At 72.4% G+C, this 15,878-nt stretch carries 12 protein-coding genes and 1 pseudogene; 9 read left to right on the top strand and 4 right to left on the bottom strand.

Annotated features, from left to right (window positions below; translation table 11 throughout):
- Positions 1-685 (top strand): annotated as a pseudogene (locus tag P3L51_RS13490) (lytic transglycosylase); the annotation flags it as partial.
- Between the two features lie 286 nt (positions 686-971).
- Here P3L51_RS13490 and hrpB read toward each other — a convergent pair.
- Both hrpB and P3L51_RS13480 read right to left on the bottom strand, forming a co-directional pair.
- A complete protein-coding gene (hrpB, locus tag P3L51_RS13485; RefSeq protein WP_354605410.1) occupies positions 972-3,539 on the bottom strand; it encodes an ATP-dependent helicase HrpB in 2,568 nt (855 codons plus the stop codon).
- Positions 3,540-3,543: 4 nt separating this feature from the next.
- Positions 3,544-4,413, bottom strand: a complete 870-nt coding sequence (locus P3L51_RS13480) for a class I SAM-dependent methyltransferase (protein ID WP_354605409.1) — start codon at positions 4,411-4,413, stop codon at positions 3,544-3,546.
- 388 nt (positions 4,414-4,801) lie between these two features.
- On the opposite strand from P3L51_RS13480, the gene rpsA reads away from it, so the two are divergent.
- From rpsA to P3L51_RS13460, 4 genes are all read left to right on the top strand, one after another.
- A complete protein-coding gene (gene rpsA, locus P3L51_RS13475) occupies positions 4,802-6,325 on the top strand; it encodes a 30S ribosomal protein S1 (protein WP_354605408.1) in 1,524 nt (507 codons plus the stop codon).
- A gap of 250 nt (positions 6,326-6,575) precedes the next feature.
- Positions 6,576-7,514 (top strand): PAC2 family protein, encoded by a 939-nt coding sequence (locus tag P3L51_RS13470; protein ID WP_354605407.1) that lies wholly within the window; start codon positions 6,576-6,578, stop codon positions 7,512-7,514.
- An 81-nt stretch (positions 7,515-7,595) separates the two neighbouring features.
- On the top strand, positions 7,596-8,201 hold the full coding sequence (gene coaE, locus P3L51_RS13465) for a dephospho-CoA kinase (protein ID WP_354605406.1): 606 nt from the start codon (positions 7,596-7,598) through the stop codon (positions 8,199-8,201).
- Positions 8,202-8,279: 78 nt separating this feature from the next.
- Positions 8,280-8,645, top strand: a complete 366-nt coding sequence (locus P3L51_RS13460) for a tetratricopeptide repeat protein (RefSeq protein ID WP_354605405.1) — start codon at positions 8,280-8,282, stop codon at positions 8,643-8,645.
- Here the strand turns inward: P3L51_RS13460 and P3L51_RS13455 are convergent.
- Positions 8,614-8,958: a DUF6343 family protein gene (locus tag P3L51_RS13455; protein WP_354605404.1), complete on the bottom strand. Its 345-nt coding sequence runs from the start codon at positions 8,956-8,958 to the stop codon at positions 8,614-8,616. The two genes, P3L51_RS13460 and P3L51_RS13455, sit on opposite strands and share 32 nt — an antisense overlap.
- Positions 8,959-9,079: 121 nt before the next feature.
- Between P3L51_RS13455 and P3L51_RS13450 the strand changes: the two genes are divergently transcribed.
- The 4 genes from P3L51_RS13450 (at position 9,080) to P3L51_RS13435 (ending at position 14,389) form a co-directional block, all read left to right on the top strand.
- Positions 9,080-9,547: a DoxX family protein gene (locus tag P3L51_RS13450; protein WP_354605403.1), complete on the top strand. Its 468-nt coding sequence runs from the start codon at positions 9,080-9,082 to the stop codon at positions 9,545-9,547.
- Between the two features lie 160 nt (positions 9,548-9,707).
- Positions 9,708-12,629 carry an SCO1167/SCO6262 family helicase gene (locus tag P3L51_RS13445; protein ID WP_354605402.1) on the top strand — a complete coding sequence of 974 codons (2,922 nt, stop codon included), beginning with the start codon at positions 9,708-9,710 and terminating at the stop codon, positions 12,627-12,629.
- Positions 12,626-13,891: an SWIM zinc finger family protein gene (locus P3L51_RS13440; protein WP_354605401.1), complete on the top strand. Its 1,266-nt coding sequence runs from the start codon at positions 12,626-12,628 to the stop codon at positions 13,889-13,891. Before P3L51_RS13445 ends, P3L51_RS13440 begins: the two co-directional genes overlap by 4 nt.
- A 45-nt stretch (positions 13,892-13,936) precedes the next feature.
- Positions 13,937-14,389 carry a hypothetical protein gene (locus P3L51_RS13435; protein WP_354605400.1) on the top strand — a complete coding sequence of 151 codons (453 nt, stop codon included), beginning with the start codon at positions 13,937-13,939 and terminating at the stop codon, positions 14,387-14,389.
- Between the two features lie 119 nt (positions 14,390-14,508).
- Here the strand turns inward: P3L51_RS13435 and P3L51_RS13430 are convergent, their stop codons facing one another.
- Complete coding sequence (locus P3L51_RS13430; RefSeq protein WP_354605399.1) at positions 14,509-15,693, bottom strand: S1 family peptidase; 1,185 nt, start codon at positions 15,691-15,693, stop codon at positions 14,509-14,511.
- Positions 15,694-15,878 lie beyond the last annotated feature (185 nt).

Here is a 15,878-nt window from a genome sequence, read left to right as displayed (position 1 = left end):
CGTCGAGCGGCTGGCGGACGCGGGCACCGGCAAGCTGTCCGCCACGGCCGGCGGGGCGTTCGCGGAGCGCGTCACGGTGCGCGGCGAGGACGCCAAGGGCAAGGCCGTCGGCAAGGTGGCCGTGCAGTTCACGATCGTCGGCGACACGGACGCGACGTTCGCGGACGGCGGGAAGAAGGCCACCGTCACGAGCGGCGCCGACGGCGTAGCCAAGGCACCCGCGCTTCGGGCGGGCGAGAAGACCGGCGACTTCACCGTGCGGGCGGGTGTCCTGCGCCGTACGGTCCCGGCCCTCGACTTCACGGCGACGGTCACCGAGCGCCGGGCCGACGCGGTCGTCAGGACCGGCGAGAAGGAACTGACGGCGGCGCCGGGCACGGAGTTCGCCGACGCCGTCGAGGTCAAGGCCACCGACAAGGGCGAGATCGCCCCGGGTGTGGCGGTCAAGGCCACCATGATCAAGTCCGCCGACGACGCGTCGGCGACGGACAAGGGCCCCTACTTCAAGGACGCGGACGGCAAGCCGCTGCGCGCCCTGACGGGCCTGAAGACGAACGCCCAGGGCCTGCTCGTCCTGCCGAAGATCTTCGCGGACGACGCGACGGGCACGTTCCTGCTCCAGATCGAGACGGCGGGCGGCGCGAAGGTGACGATCGAACTGAAGGTCGCCGCCCCGGCGGCGTAGTCACCGCACCGGCGCACACACGCCGCTCCTCCGTCGCGGACGGAGGGGCGGCGTCGCCGTGTGGTGCGTGCTGTCCAGCGGGGGAGTGTCCCGCCGCTCCCGTCGGGCTCGCGTGCCCCGGTACCGCGCCTCTCCGCCGTAGCCGCCTCCCTCTCCGGCTTGCGATCCACGGCACCGCCGTCACTTCAGCCGCCGTCACTTCAGCAGACGTCACCTCAGCCGCCGGCGCCGCGGGCGCCGAAGGGCGGGGCTCACGGCGGCCGGTGCTCCACGACAGGCCCCGGGCCTACCGGCGTTCCTTCAGGCGTCGCGTCGCCACCGCCCGCGTCGGGTCCTCCGGCCACGGGTGGCGCGGGTAGCGGCCCCGCAGCTCCGCGCGCACCGCGCGGTAGCCGTCCCGCCAGAAGGACGCCAGGTCCGCCGTGACGGCGGCGGGGCGTCCGGCGGGGGAGAGCAGGTGGACCAGCACCGGCACGCCCGCGACGGTCGGTGTCGCCGTCAGGCCGAACAACTCCTGGAGTTTCACCGCCAGTACGGGCTGCTCCCCGCCGTAGTCGACGCGTACGCGCGATCCGCTCGGCACCTGGATACGCTCGGGCGCCAGCTCGTCCAGCCGCCCCGCCTGACCCGACGACCACGGCAGCAGCCGTCGCAGCGCCTGGCCCGCCTCGACACGCGCCAGATCCGCGCGGCGCCGGGCCTTCGACAGCTCGGGCTCCAGCCAGTCGTCCGCGCCGTCGAGCAGAGCGGCGTCCGATACGTCGGGCCACGGTGCGCCCAACGCCCGGTGCAGAAAGCCCAGTCGCTCCCGCAGGGCCTCCGCGTCGCGCGTCCAGCGCAGCAGGGTGCCGGGGCCCTCGCGCCGCAGACCGTCCAGCAGCGCCGCCCGCACCCGGGCCGGGTCGGGCTTGCGCAGCGGCCGTGCGGACAGTTCGACCGCGCCGAGCCGCCGTACCTCCCTGGCGACGACGTCGCCGTCCTCCCAGCGCACCTCCTCGCCGGCGACGAGCAGATGCGCGGCGGCGGTGCGCGCCGTGTCCTCGTCGATGACGGCGGCGAGCCGCACCCGCGCCGACGCGGCCGTCGCGGGCCGGTCCGCGACGGCAACGGCCAGCCACGGCGCGCTGCGCAGCCCGGACCCCTCGCCGAGCTCGGCTCCGGTCCCGGACACCATGAGGAACGCACCGCCGCCCCGGGCCCGCGCCACCCGCTCGGGAAACGCGTACGCGGCGACGACCCCGACGACGACATCGTCGGTCGGACCGGCCCCGGCCCCGGCCCCGGCGCCGTCGCGTCCGCCGGCGCCCCCACCGTCGCGTCCGCCGCCCGGCAGTGCCGAAGCCAGCCGTCGGGCCTCCTGACGCCAGCGCGCCGCGTACCCGTCGCTGCCCCGTTTCGCCGTACGCCAAGCCGCCGCCAGGTCGTCCCCGTAAGCCCTCGGCGGTTCCTCGCTCAGCAGCGCCACCACCTCGGCGGCCCGGCGTGCGCCGACCTCCCGGGCGCCGTCGAGCAGCGCGCGGGCGAGGCGCGGGTGGAGGCCGAGGCGGGACATACGGACGCCGCGGTCGGTCACCCGGCCCGCCGCGTCCACCGCGCCGATCGCGGCCAGCACCGCCCGCGCCGCGGCCAGCGCCCCCGCCGGGGGCGCGTCGAGCAGGGCGAGGCCCGAGGCGTCCGGGTCGCCCCAGCACGCCGCCTGCAAGGCGAACGCCGCCAGATCGGCGACCTTGATCTCCGGCGCGGGGAACCGCGCCAGCCGTGCGTCCTCGGCCTGGTCCCAGCACCGGTACACCGCGCCCGGTGCCTCGCGCCCCGCACGCCCCGCGCGCTGGCGTGAGGCGGCCTGCGAGGCCCGCACCGTGGTGAGCGCGCTCAGCCCCCGGGCGTGGTCCGTACGCGGCTCACGCGCCAGCCCCGAGTCGACCACGATCCGCACGCCCGGCACGGTCAGGCTCGACTCCGCCACCGAAGTCGCCAGCACGACGCGGCGGTTGCCGTCCCCCGACCCGGCGAGCACGGCGTCCTGCACCTCCGCCGGCGCCCGGCCGTGTACCTGGAGGACCTCCGCGCCGAGGTCGTCGGGGCCGCCCAACTGGCCCGCCACCCGGCCGATCTCGCCGACTCCCGGCAGGAACACCAGCACGTCGCCCGCGCGCTCGGCCAGCGCCCTGCGTACGACGGAGGCCACATGCGTCAGCAGCGCCGGATCGACCCGCATCCCGTGCGGCGGACGTACCGGCCGCGCCGGGGGCGCCCACACGACCTCCAAAGGATGCGTCACTCCCCGCGCCTCCACCACGGGCGCGTCCTCCAGCAGCCGCGCCCACCCCTCGGCGTCGGTCGTCGCGGAGGCGGCCACCAGCCGCAGTTCGGGACGGAGCGTGGCCCGTACGTCCAGCAGGAAGGCCGCCACCGTGTCGGCGTCCAGGTGCCGTTCGTGACACTCGTCGATGATCACCACGTCGACGCCGCCGAGTTCCTGGTCGCGCTGGAGCCGCTGGAGCAGTACGCCGGTGGTCACCACCTCCACCACCGTGTCCCGGCCCACCACGCGCTCGCCGCGCACCGTGAAGCCCACGCTGCCGCCGACCCGCTCGCCCAGCAGCCACGCCATGCGCCGGGCCGCCGCACGCGCGGCGATCCGGCGCGGCTCGGCGACGATCACCCGCCGCCGCGGGCCCGGCGCGACACCGTCGAGCCGAACGAGCCCGGCCAGCACCAGCGGCACCAGCGTCGTCTTGCCCGTGCCGGGCGGCGCGCACAGCACGGCGCACCCCGGCCCGTCGAGGGCCGCCTCCAGCGCCGGCAGGGCGGTACGGACGGGCAGACTGCCGAGGACGTCGTCGCGGATCACCCGCTCAGTCTCGTACGCAGACGAAGATCGCCGAACCGGGGATCAGATTCCCGCGCAGCGGCGACCAGCCGCCCCACTCCTGGGTGTTCCAGGCCGGCCACTGGGGCTCCACCAGGTCGACCAGCCGGAAACCGCCCGCCACCACGTCACGTACCCGGTCACCCACCGTCCGGTGGTGTTCCACGTACATCGCGCGTCCCCGCTCGTCCTGTTCCACGTACGGCGTGCGGTCGAAGTACGACGCGGTCACCGACAGGCCCTCGGGCCCGGGCTCGTCGGGGAACGCCCAGCGGATCGGGTGCGTCACCGAGAAGACCCAGCGCCCGCCGGGGCGCAGCACCCGCCGTACCTCGCGGAACACCCCCACCGGATCGGCGACGAAGGGGATCGCGCCGTACGCGGAGCACGCGAGGTCGAAGGAGCCGTCCCGGAACGGCAGAGCCGCCGCGTCCGCCTCCACAAGAGGTACGTCGTCGCCGATGCGCAGCGCGTGCTGGAGCTGTCGGTGGGAGAGGTCGAGCGCCACCGGGCGCGCGCCCTGCTTCGTCAGCCAGCGTGAACACTGCGCCGCGCCCGCTCCGATCTCCAGGACGTCGAGGCCCCTGAGCGACTCGGGCGGCCCCAGCAGCTCCGCCTCCACCTCGTCCAGGCCCTCCGGTCCCCAGACGAACCGGTCGTCGCCGAGGAAGGTGCCGTGCTCGACCTGGTAGTCGTCCGCGTTCCGGTTCCACCAGCTCCGGTTGGCGCGGCTGCTCTCGGTGCCGTCGCTCGCACGCCGGGTGGCCTCCGGCTCCTGCTCCGCCCCCGCGTCCACCGCCTCCGGCGCCCGCGCCGTGTCGTGCTCCGCCTGCTGCTCTGCCTGCTCTTGGCTCATCGTGCCCGTCGTCGTAGTGTGCGGAGAGGCTCAAAGACTCTGTGCCGCGCTGTAGTCGGCCGGTAGCGGCCTGGGCTACGGTGCGGCCATCGTGGCCTCATGAAACGCTTGTTGTGCCGGGTATGGGGCGTTCCGCCCCGGGTGTGCGCCTTCGCGCATTGACCCTGTCCGGCTGCCCCCGTATGCTAAAGGTTGCGCTGCGGGCTTGCGCGCCTCAGACGTAGCAGGCCGCGCTCGCATCTGTTGTAGGTCCCCTCGGCTGTCGAGGCGCCTCCTTTTACATCGGGAATGGCGCTTCCTTGGCTGTCCGGCCTCCGGCAGATGGCGATACGGGCTCTCGGCGTGGCAGTACCTACGACTCAATGTCCGCACCGGAGCCTTTACCCACATGACGAGCAGCACCGAGACCACCGCCACCACCCCGCAGGTTGCGGTCAACGACATCGGTAACGAGGAAGCATTCCTCGCCGCGATCGACGAGACGATCAAGTACTTCAACGACGGCGACATCGTCGACGGCGTCATCGTGAAGGTCGACCGGGACGAGGTCCTGCTCGACATCGGTTACAAGACCGAAGGCGTCATCCCGTCTCGCGAGCTTTCGATCAAGCACGACGTCGACCCCAATGAGGTCGTCAAGGTCGGCGACGAGATCGAAGCCCTTGTTCTCCAGAAGGAGGACAAGGAAGGCCGCCTGATCCTCTCGAAGAAGCGCGCGCAGTACGAGCGCGCCTGGGGCACGATCGAGAAGATCAAGGAAGAAGACGGCATCGTCACCGGCACCGTCATCGAGGTCGTCAAGGGTGGACTCATCCTCGACATCGGCCTCCGTGGCTTCCTGCCGGCTTCTCTCGTCGAGATGCGCCGTGTCCGCGACCTCCAGCCCTACGTGGGCAAGGAGCTCGAAGCCAAGATCATCGAGCTGGACAAGAACCGCAACAACGTGGTCCTGTCCCGCCGTGCCTGGCTCGAGCAGACGCAGAGCGAGGTTCGCCAGACCTTCCTCACGACCCTGCAGAAGGGCCAGGTCCGCTCCGGCGTCGTTTCCTCGATCGTCAACTTCGGTGCGTTCGTGGACCTCGGCGGTGTCGACGGTCTCGTGCACGTCTCCGAGCTCTCCTGGAAGCACATCGACCACCCCTCCGAGGTTGTCGAGGTCGGCCAGGAAGTCACCGTCGAGGTTCTCGACGTGGACATGGACCGCGAGCGTGTCTCCCTGTCGCTCAAGGCGACGCAGGAAGACCCGTGGCAGCAGTTCGCCCGGACGCACCAGATCGGCCAGGTCGTTCCCGGCAAGGTCACCAAGCTCGTTCCGTTCGGCGCGTTCGTCCGTGTCGACGAGGGCATCGAGGGTCTGGTCCACATCTCCGAGCTGGCCGAGCGCCACGTGGAGATCCCGGAGCAGGTCGTCCAGGTCAACGACGAGATCTTCGTCAAGGTCATCGACATCGACCTCGAGCGCCGTCGCATCAGCCTCTCGCTGAAGCAGGCCAACGAGGCGTTCGGTGGCGACCCGGCCTCGGTCGAGTTCGACCCGACGCTGTACGGAATGGCTGCCTCGTACGACGACCAGGGCAACTACATCTACCCCGAGGGCTTCGACCCCGAGACCAACGACTGGCTCGAGGGCTTCGAATCTCAGCGCGAGGTGTGGGAGACCCAGTACGCCGAGGCGCAGACCCGCTTCGAGCAGCACCAGGCTCAGGTCATCAAGTCCCGCGAGGCCGACGAGGCCGCTGCTGCCGAGGGCGCTGCCGCCCCGGCCGGCGCGGCTCCCGCGGCCTCCGGTGGCAGCGGTGGCGGTGGCGGCGGCGGTTCGTACTCCTCGGAGTCCCAGGACAACTCCGGCGCCCTGGCGTCGGACGAGGCCCTGGCCGCGCTGCGCGAGAAGCTGGCCGGTGGCCAGAGCTGACGCTCTGACTCCGTAGTCGATCGCGGTAGAGCATGACGTGAGGCCCGTTCCCCCCGGGGAGCGGGCCTCACGCATGCCCGCACGGGGCAGGCGGGGAGGGGCGCGGCGCCAAGTGCCCTACGCGGTCGGTCTCTTGCTCCTCGCGCCACCGGTGCGGGGCCCACGGCGGCCGGATGCGGGACGCGCGGGCGGGGAATGCTCACGCCCGGAGGTGCGTTCTTCCTGAGGAACACGAGGAGGACCGGTAATCGTGCTTGATCCGCAGGATTTGTACGAGTGGGAGCCCAAGGGCCTGGCAGTCGTCGACATGGCGCTCGCGCAGGAGTCCGCGGGCCTTGTCATGCTCTACCACTTCGAGGGCTACATCGACGCGGGTGAGACCGGCGACCAGATCGTCGAGAACCTGCTCGAATCGCTGCCGAACCAGGTGGTGGCGCGCTTCGACCACGACAGGCTGGTCGACTACCGCGCCCGCCGACCCTTGCTGACCTTCCGGCGCGACCGCTGGTCCAGCTACGAGACGCCGACGCTGGAGGTGCGGCTCGTCCAGGACGCCACGGGCGCCCCGTTCCTGCTGCTGTCGGGGCCCGAGCCCGACGTCGAGTGGGAGCGGTTCGCGGCGGCCGTGGGCCAGGTCGTCGAGCGCCTCGGCGTCCGGCTGGCCGTGAACTTCCACGGCATCCCGATGGGCGTGCCGCACACGCGACCGGTCGGCATCACCCCGCACGGCAACCGCACCGACTTGATGCCGGGCCACCGCAGCCCCTTCGACGAGGCACAGGTGCCCGGCAGCGCCGAGGCGCTCGTCGAGTACCGGCTGATGGAGCAGGGACACGACGTACTCGGCGTGGCCGCGCACGTCCCGCACTACGTGGCGCGGTCCTCGTACCCGGACGCGGCGCTGACCGCGCTGGAGGCGATCACGGCGGCGACGGGACTCGTCCTGCCGGGCGTCGCGCACGCCCTCCGTACGGAGGCGCAGCGCACCCAGACCGAGATCGAGCGCCAGCTGAGCGAGGGGGACGAGGAGCTGGTGACGATGGTGCAGGGCCTTGAGCATCAGTACGACGCGGTGGCCGGCGCCGAGAGCAGGGGCAATCTGGTGGCGGAGCCGGTGGAGCTTCCGTCGGCGGACGAGATCGGGCGCGAGTTCGAGAAGTTCCTCGCCGAGCGGGAGGGCGACGCGTAGGACCTCAGGTCGTCAGGTGGTGTCCGCCAGATCGTCCGGGCGGCTCGTAAGACGTACCGTCCACGCCCTAAGCTGCGAGGCATGCTGAAAGTGGGCCTGACCGGCGGGATCGGTGCCGGAAAAAGTGAAGTCTCCCGACTGCTCGTCTCGTACGGCGCGGTGCTGGTGGACGCGGACAAGATCGCCAGAGAGGTCGTCGAGCCCGGGACTCCCGGGCTCGACGCCGTTGTCGACGCCTTCGGGCCCGGCGTCCTCAGCGCCGACGGGAGGCTCGACCGGCCGAAGCTCGGCTCGCTCGTCTTCTCCGACAGCGACAAGCTCGCGATCCTCAACGCCATCGTCCATCCCCTGGTCAGCGCACGTTCGGTGGAGCTGGAGAGTATGGCGGGGGCGGACGACATCGTCGTCCACGACGTGCCGCTCCTCGTGGAGAACGGGCTGACCGGGCTCTACGACACGGTCGTCGTCGTGGACGCGTCGCCCGAGACACAGCTCGACCGGCTGGTACGAGTGCGTGGCATGGCGGAGTCCGAGGCCAGGTCGCGGATGGCGGCCCAGGCCACCCGCGAACGGCGTACCGCGTCCGCCGATCTGGTCATCGACAACGACGGACCGCTGGAGAAGCTGGAGCCGCAGGTCCGCGCGGTCTGGGAGCGGCTGGTCGAGCGGGCCGCCGGCGACGCGTGACGCGCCCCGCGTACCCCTTTTGGAATAGCGGCAACCTGTGCGACGTTGAAAGCGCCGACCGAGGGGAAGGATCCCACCGTGCCCGAGAGCCCCGAGACCCACGTCATCGACTTTCGCGCGGCGGAACAGCTGCTGGCCGCGCGCGACCCGCGCGGCGCGGTCAAGCTGCTGGACTCGGTGATCGCGGCGCATCCCGAGAACACGGCCGCCAGGCTGCTGCGCGCCCGCGCGTTCTTCGCGGCGGCCCAACTGCGGCCCGCGGAGCTGGAGTTCGAGCTGGTCCTGGAGCGCGAGCCGGACAACGCCTTCGCGCACTTCGCACTGGCCCGTACCTACGAGCGGGCGGGCCGGCCCGAGCAGGCGACGAAGCACTTCAGGCTGGCGGCGGCGCTCGACCCCAAGCCCGAGTACCTCAAGGCCGCGCGTTTCGACTCCGACGACTGATCCGCCGACCGGCGTCGGCGTTCCCGCCGCCTTCGGCGTCTTCGGTGCTGTCGGCCCGGTGGCTGTGCTCTTCGTACGGCGGTACGTCACGCCCCGGCTGGTAGCGCGATCCCTGTCGGATATGGCGCACGACCAGCACGAAGTCGGTGGCGACGATCAGCAGCAGCACCCCGCAGGCGATCGCCCAGCCCGGCCGGCCGACGACCGCGAAGGCGATCGTGCCGAAGGCGGTCCAGATCAGACCCCAGACGCTCAGCCACCAGCGCATCCGCAGCGGGCTGCGCGCGGTGAGGGGTTCACTTCCGGTGCGCATGGCATCGCACCTCCCGACGGAAATTCGTCGATCCCACCGCCCGGACAGCGATGAGTTCCGGGCGGGGCGGGTGTCTACCTCCTTGAAAGCACACCGCGTGCACAACGGAGGAGACCCCCCAATGTCCGAGGCTACGTCCACCACCGCGCCGACCGCATCCGCGCCTGCCACCACCGCCACCGCCGCCACCGCTCAGGCCGGGCCCTCGCGCCGTACGGACATCACGGTCCGTACGCTCCAGATCGTCCTGGCGCTGTTCATGGCGGTCCCGAGCGCGGGGCCGAAGCTCGTCGGCCACTCGTCGGCGGCCGAGACGTTCGACGCGATCGGCTTCGGCGACTGGTTCATGTACCTCACGGGCGTCCTTGAGCTGGCGGGGGCCGTCGCGCTGGTGATCCCGATCCTCTCGGGGGTGTCGGCGATCGCGCTCAGCGGCCTGATGATCGGCGCGTTCATCACTCAGCTGACCGTCTTCGACGGTGAGAACGCGCTGACGCCGGTGATCTTCCTGGTCCTCTTCGCCGTGGTCGCCCGGGTCCGGCGGCACAAGACGGCGGAACTCGTCGCCCTGGTGCGCCGCCGGGTCTGATCCGTGGCCACCCGCTCCGCCGCGCCCGAAGACCGCATCCTCAAGCCTTGAGGGATGCGGCCTTCAGGCGTGACGGGGGGCACTGTCAGACCCCCCGCCTAGACTCGCCGGGTAACGAGATCTCGCAGGTAGGCGACCAGGGCGGAGGGAGTCGGTGACGATGACACGACACGTGTCGAGTGACGCGACGCCGCTGGCGCGCTGTGCCGCGGTCTTCCTTCCCGCCGGGCTGCCACGGGACGGGCGTGTCGCGTTCTGGGCCCCGGAGGGGGAGCCGCCCGTCGCGGGTGACCTCACCACGAGCGATCTCACCACGGGCCCCCTCACCACGACCGACCTCACGGTTGTCGCCCCGGGCGGCCGAGGAGATCCCGCCGATCAGGACGATCCCGGCGCCGGTGTCCGTACGCGCCTCGTGCCCGCCGTCCTCGTGCCCGTCGCCGACGCCGTGCCCCTGCTGGTCCGCGCCCGCTCCGACCCCTCGGCCCACCCCTCCGCCGCCTGCTGGGGCGCCGCGGCTCTGCACGCGCTGCATCTGTCGGCCCGGGGCCGGCTGCTGCCCGGCCTCACCGCCTCCGACCACGACGCCTGGCGGGCCGGACCACTCGACGCGGACGACATCGCCCAGCTGCGGGCCGTCGCCGCCGCCATGCCCTACGAGGCCCACGCCGTCCCGCTCCCCGATCTGCTCCCGCTGCGGCTGCCCGAGCCCGAAGCGCTGGTGCGGGCCTTCCTGGACGCGGTCGCCGACGCCCTGCCCCGTACGCCCGCCGCCGCCCACGCCGCGGGCGCGCCCTTCGCCGCGCACACCGCGCAGCATCTGCCCGGCGCCCGCTCGTGGGCCGCCGAGGCGGCGGCCGGGATGGACGCCGGGGTGCGCGTATCGCTGCGCCTCGATCTGTCCGCGTACGAGCTGTTCGACTCCTCGTCCACCCACGAGACCCCGGAGGAGCCTGGCGTGGAGCGGCGCGCGGGGGCCGCCCTCGTCCAGATCCACAGCCTCGGGGACCCGACGCTCGTCATGGACGCGGCCCGGCTCTGGGCGGGCGACGGCGACGACCTCTTCGGACCGCGCGCCCGGATCGACGCCCTGCTCGCGCTCCGCCGCGCCGCCCGCGTCTGGCCGCCGCTCGCCCGGCTGCTGGAGCACGACGTCCCCGCCGCGCTGCCGCTCTCCGAGGACGAGCTGTACGAGCTGCTCGGTCCGGGAGCCGCGAGCCTCGCCGCCGCCGGGGTGGCCGTCCACTGGCCGAGGGAGCTGGCCCGTACGCTCTCGGCGGCCGCCGTCGTACGCCCCGCGCCCGGCTCGGCCACGGACGGCACGCCCTTCTTCGACAGCAGCGAACTGCTCAAGTTCAACTGGCAGTTGGCGCTCGACGGCGATGCGCTCAGCGAGGCGGAGATGGACGCGCTCGCCGAGTCGCACCGGCCGATCGTGCGGCTGCGCGACCAGTGGGTGGTCATCGACCCCGACCTCGTACGGAAAGCGCGCAAAAGGGAGTTGGGCCTGCTCGACCCGGTCGACGCGCTGGCCGTCGCCCTCACCGGCTCGGCCGAGGTGGACGGCGAGACCGTCGAGGCGGTCCCGACCGGCGCGCTGGCCGTCCTCCGTGACCGGCTCGTCTCCGGCCCGGCGGCCGTCCCGCAGCCCCCCGCCCTGGACGCCACCCTGCGCGACTACCAACTGCGCGGGCTCGCCTGGCTCGACCTGATGACCTCGCTCGGCCTCGGCGGCTGCCTCGCCGACGACATGGGCCTCGGCAAGACGATCACCGTCATCGCGCTCCATCTGCACCGCGCCCGCCCGGTCCCGACACTCGTCGTCTGTCCGGCCTCCCTCCTCGGCAACTGGCAGCGGGAGATCACCCGCTTCGCACCCGGCGTCCCGGTCCACCGCTTCCACGGCTCCGGCCGCTCGCTGGACGGGGTGACGGACGGTTTCGTCCTCACCACGTACGGCACGATGCGCGGCAGCGCGCCCGAACTGGCCGCGTACACCTGGGGGATGGTCGTCGCCGACGAGGCCCAGCACGTCAAGAACCCGTTCTCCTCCACCGCCAAGGCCCTGCGCACGATCCCGTCGCCCGCCCGCGTCGCCCTGACCGGCACCCCCGTGGAGAACAACCTCTCCGAGCTGTGGGCGCTCCTCGACTGGACGACCCCCGGACTCCTCGGCCCGCTCAAGTCCTTCCGCGCCCGCCACGCGCGCCTCGTGGAGAACGTGGAACACGCGGGGTCGGCGGGCACCACCGCGAGCGACGAGGCCGTGGAGCGGCTCTCCCGGCTGGTCCGCCCCTTCCTGCTGCGCCGCAAGAAGTCCGACCCCGGCATCGTGCCCGAGCTGCCTCCGAAGACGGAGAGCGACCATCCCGTGCCGCTCACCCGCGAACAGGCCTCCCTCTACGAGGCCGTCGTGCGCGAGACGATGGCCGCCATCGAGAGCGCGGAAGGCATCGCGAGGCGCGGACTGGTCATGAAGCTGCTCACCGCCCTCAAACAGATCTGCAACCACCCGGCGCAGTATCTGAAGGAGGAGCAGGCCCGGCTCACCGGCCGGTCCGGGAAGCTCGCCCTCCTCGACGAACTGCTCGACACGATCCTGACCGAGGACGGCTCGGTCCTGGTCTTCACGCAGTATGTGTCGATGGCGCGGCTCCTCTCCGCGCACCTCACCTCCCGCGCGATCCCGTCCCAACTCCTGCACGGCGGCACGCCCGTCGCCGAGCGTGAGCGGATGGTGGACCGGTTCCAGTCCGGTGAGACCCCTGTCTTCCTGCTGTCGCTCAAGGCCGCCGGCACCGGCCTCAACCTCACCCGGGCCGGTCATGTCGTGCACTACGACCGCTGGTGGAATCCGGCCGTCGAGGAGCAGGCCACGGACCGCGCCTACCGCATCGGCCAGACCCAGCCCGTGCAGGTGCACCGGCTGATCGCGGAGGGCACCGTCGAGGACCGCATCGCCGAGATGCTCGCCGCCAAACGCGCCCTGGCCGACGCCGTTCTGGGCTCGGGCGAGGGAGCCCTCACCGAGCTGACCGACCGTGAACTGGCCGATCTGGTCTCACTCCGGAGGCCCTCATGACCGCACCGCGCGCCCCTCGGCACGACGACCGCCGCCGTACGTTTCCCGCGCTGCCGTCCCGGCCCGGCGCGGCGGGCGGAGCGGCCGGCGAGGGGGACTTCGCCACCAGCTGGTGGGGCAACGCCTGGGTGGAGTCCATGGAGGGCGCCGCGCTGGACCCGGCCCGGCTGCGACGCGGGCGCGCCTACGCGAACGGCGGGCACGTGGACGCGATCACGGTCACTCCGGGCCGTGTCATGGCGTACGTGCACGGCTCCCGGCCGCGCCCGTATCGTACGGAGATCCGCCTGCGCACCCTCGGCGACGGCGACTGGGAAGACCTCATGGACGCCGCGGCGGCCCGCCCCGACCACATCGCCGCCCTTCTCGACAAGGACATGCCGCAGGCGCTCGCGGCCTCGGCGGACCTGCTGCCGACCGCGGGTGACCTGACGCCCGACTGCTCCTGCCCCGACGACGGGTTCCCGTGCAAGCACGCGGCGGCGCTCTGCTACCAGACGGCGCGGCTGCTCGACGAGGACCCGTTCGTGCTGTTCCTGATGCGCGGGCGCGGCGAGCACGAGATCCTCGCCGATCTGACCCGCCGCAACGCCACCCGCTCCGCCGTCGAACGCACCGCGGCCGCACCGACCATGCCCACGGTCGACGCGGCCACGGCGGTCACCCGTCACCCGTCGCGCACCCTGCCGCCGCCGTTCCCGCTGCCCGCCAACCCCGGCCGCCCGCCCGTCTATCCGCACACACCGGGCGCCCCCGACCCGCTGGCGCTCGATCTGCTCGCCACCGAGGCGGCGGCCCGCGCGCACACGTTCCTGGCGACCGGTATCGACCCCGTCGCCGGCCTCACTCCCTGGCAGGACGCCGTGCGCCTGGCCGCCGCCCACCCCGGCTCCGGGCTCACCGCCTCCACCCGCGCCCTCTACCGCGACCTCGCGGCGGGCACCGACCACAGCCCCATGGACCTGGCACGCGCCGTCGCCGCCTGGCGCCAGGGGGGCCGGGCGGGGCTGGCCGTCCTGGAGGAGTCCTGGGACCCGCCCGCCGGCCCGTTCGACCGCGCCCGCCCCGCGCTCATGGCGGCCGACTTCCCGCACTTCCGTCCCTGGCGCAACCGCCTCTCCGAGCCGTCGCTCCAGCTCCGTTTCGGCCGCGACGGGCTCTGGTACGGCTACGAGTCGGACCGCGACCGCGAGGACTGGTGGCCACGCGGCACCCCCGACACCGACCCGGTGGGCGCACTCACGGCCCTGATCGGACGGTAACCGGTACGCTCGTATCCGTGACCGTCCACGGATCAAGGGGGAGCGGTGGAAGGCGAGTTGGTGGCACTGGCGACCGCGGGGGCGACCGCCCTCGTGCAGCAGATGGCGACGGACGGCTGGAGCGCGGCCCGCGACCGGATGGTCGCGTTCTTCGCGGGGCGGGGCTCGGCCACCTCCGGTTCGGTCGAGGAGGACCTGGAGACGGGCCGCGCCGAACTGGTCGCGGCCCAGCGTGACGAGGACGAACAGCTGATGGCCGACGTCCACTCCGAATGGCGCTCCCGGCTCCGCCGCGCCCTGACCGCCGACCCGGCGGCTGCTGCCGAACTCCGCGCACTTCTTGATGAGTTGGCACCGACGGCGCCCGCGCCGCAGCAGGTCTTCGACAACAGCAACACCATCAGTGGTGGCACGGTGAACGGCCCGTTCGTCCAGGCCGGGAGGATCGACGGGCTTCGCTTCGGAGATCACGGCACTCGATCGCCGGACGGTTTCTGAACCGTCCGGCGATCAAGGGCGAACCGGCCGCCGGGCCGACCCGGCGGCGGTTCCGTTCCGGCCCGCGGGCCGTGGCCCGCGTCAGGCCGTGGTCGTGATCAGGTCCGGTGAGCGGGTGATCAGGCGGTGTGCAGCGTCAGCCCGTACGTGCCGAGGATCTCGTTGATCGGCTGGTACCAGGTCTCACCGCCGCCACTGCAGTTGCCCCAGCCGCCGGACGTCACGCCCTGCGCCTGGTCACCGCTGAGGAACGAGCCGCCGGAGTCGCCGCCCTCGGCGCAGACACTCGTCTTGGTCATCTGGTGGACGGCGCCCTGGGCGTAGTTGACCGTCTCGTTCTTGCCCAGGACGTTGCCGCAGCGCCAGTGCGTCGTGGAGCCGGAGCGGCAGATCGAGGCGCCGATGGGCGCCTCGTTCGAACCGCGGACCAGCTGGTCGGACACGGAGCCCCAGCCGAGGACGACGGGCACGGTCCACCAGCCGTTGGCGACGTTCACCCACGCGTAGTCGTTGCCGGGGAAGGACGATCCCTGGAAGTTGCCGATGGCGGAGTTGTCCCAGCCGCGCACCGACTGGCCCCGCGGGCCGCAGTGCCCGGCGGTGACGAAGCCGCCGTGCACGGAGAAGCCGATGGAACAGCGGACGTTGCCGGTGTAGTACGGGTCTCCGCCGACGGTCCCGGCGGCGAAGGTGGTGGGAGCCTGCGTCGTCTCCGCGACCGTCACCGGACCGGTCTTCCTGGCCTTGGCGACGAAGCCGGCGACGGCCTCGCTGTCGCTCTTCGACGCGAGGACGTTCACCACGACCCGGTTGGTCCTCGGGTCGACACGCCAACTGCTGACGCCGGCCGGCGCGGAGAGCGCGTCGATCCGCTTCATGGTCGCGTCGAGCGCCTTCTCGCTGTGCTTCACGAGCTTGACCGTGGCACCTGTCGCGCGCACGGCGGCTGCTTTGCCTCCGTCGGTGAGGGCGACGGTCAGCTTGTTGTCGGCCGCGCTGAACCAGGAGCCGCCGTACGACGCTCCCGCCACGCGCTGCGCCTTGTTCTCGATGGCGGTCGCCGTCTTCTCGGCGGCGAGCCTGGCGACGGCCTGACTCTTCGTCAGGCCGAATTCCTTCTGCATGGCGGTGAGCAGGCCCTCGGACGCGGCGGCCTTCGATGTCGATGCTGACATCGATGTCGGAGTAGAGGTCGACGCGGAGTCGGGAGCAGCGGCCGACGCGGGCGCGAGCCCGGCCGTCGCCCACGTACCGACGAGGAGGAGTGCGGACAGACCGGTGCGTACAACTGTCTTGCGTCTCACGGCATTCGCCCTTCGGTTGTTCCAGCGATCGTGGGGTTGGAACAGTGGAACAGCGGGCGAGTGAGAGCGCTCTCATCCGCCCCCGCCGGAGCGTATCCAAGGATCGTGGACAGGTCCATGCCAATGGTGGAAGAGAAATTCGCAGGCCGCTCGATTCGCCTGGTCGGGAGGGATTTGAACCGGAT

The organism is Streptomyces panacea (genome assembly GCF_040560175.1).
Taxonomy (GTDB): domain Bacteria; phylum Actinomycetota; class Actinomycetes; order Streptomycetales; family Streptomycetaceae; genus Streptomyces; species Streptomyces panacea.
This window is presented reverse-complemented; position numbering and strand designations above follow the sequence as displayed.

Coding starts and splice junctions, on each gene's coding strand:
- P3L51_RS13480 (WP_354605409.1), bottom strand. CDS start 4,413: ATGAGCCAAGAGCAGGCAGAGCAGCAGGCGGAGCACGACACGGCGCGG.
- rpsA (WP_354605408.1), top strand. CDS start 4,802: ATGACGAGCAGCACCGAGACCACCGCCACCACCCCGCAGGTTGCGGTC.
- coaE (WP_354605406.1), top strand. CDS start 7,596: ATGCTGAAAGTGGGCCTGACCGGCGGGATCGGTGCCGGAAAAAGTGAA.
- P3L51_RS13455 (WP_354605404.1), bottom strand. CDS start 8,958: ATGCGCACCGGAAGTGAACCCCTCACCGCGCGCAGCCCGCTGCGGATG.
- P3L51_RS13450 (WP_354605403.1), top strand. CDS start 9,080: ATGTCCGAGGCTACGTCCACCACCGCGCCGACCGCATCCGCGCCTGCC.
- P3L51_RS13445 (WP_354605402.1), top strand. CDS start 9,708: ATGACACGACACGTGTCGAGTGACGCGACGCCGCTGGCGCGCTGTGCC.
- P3L51_RS13440 (WP_354605401.1), top strand. CDS start 12,626: ATGACCGCACCGCGCGCCCCTCGGCACGACGACCGCCGCCGTACGTTT.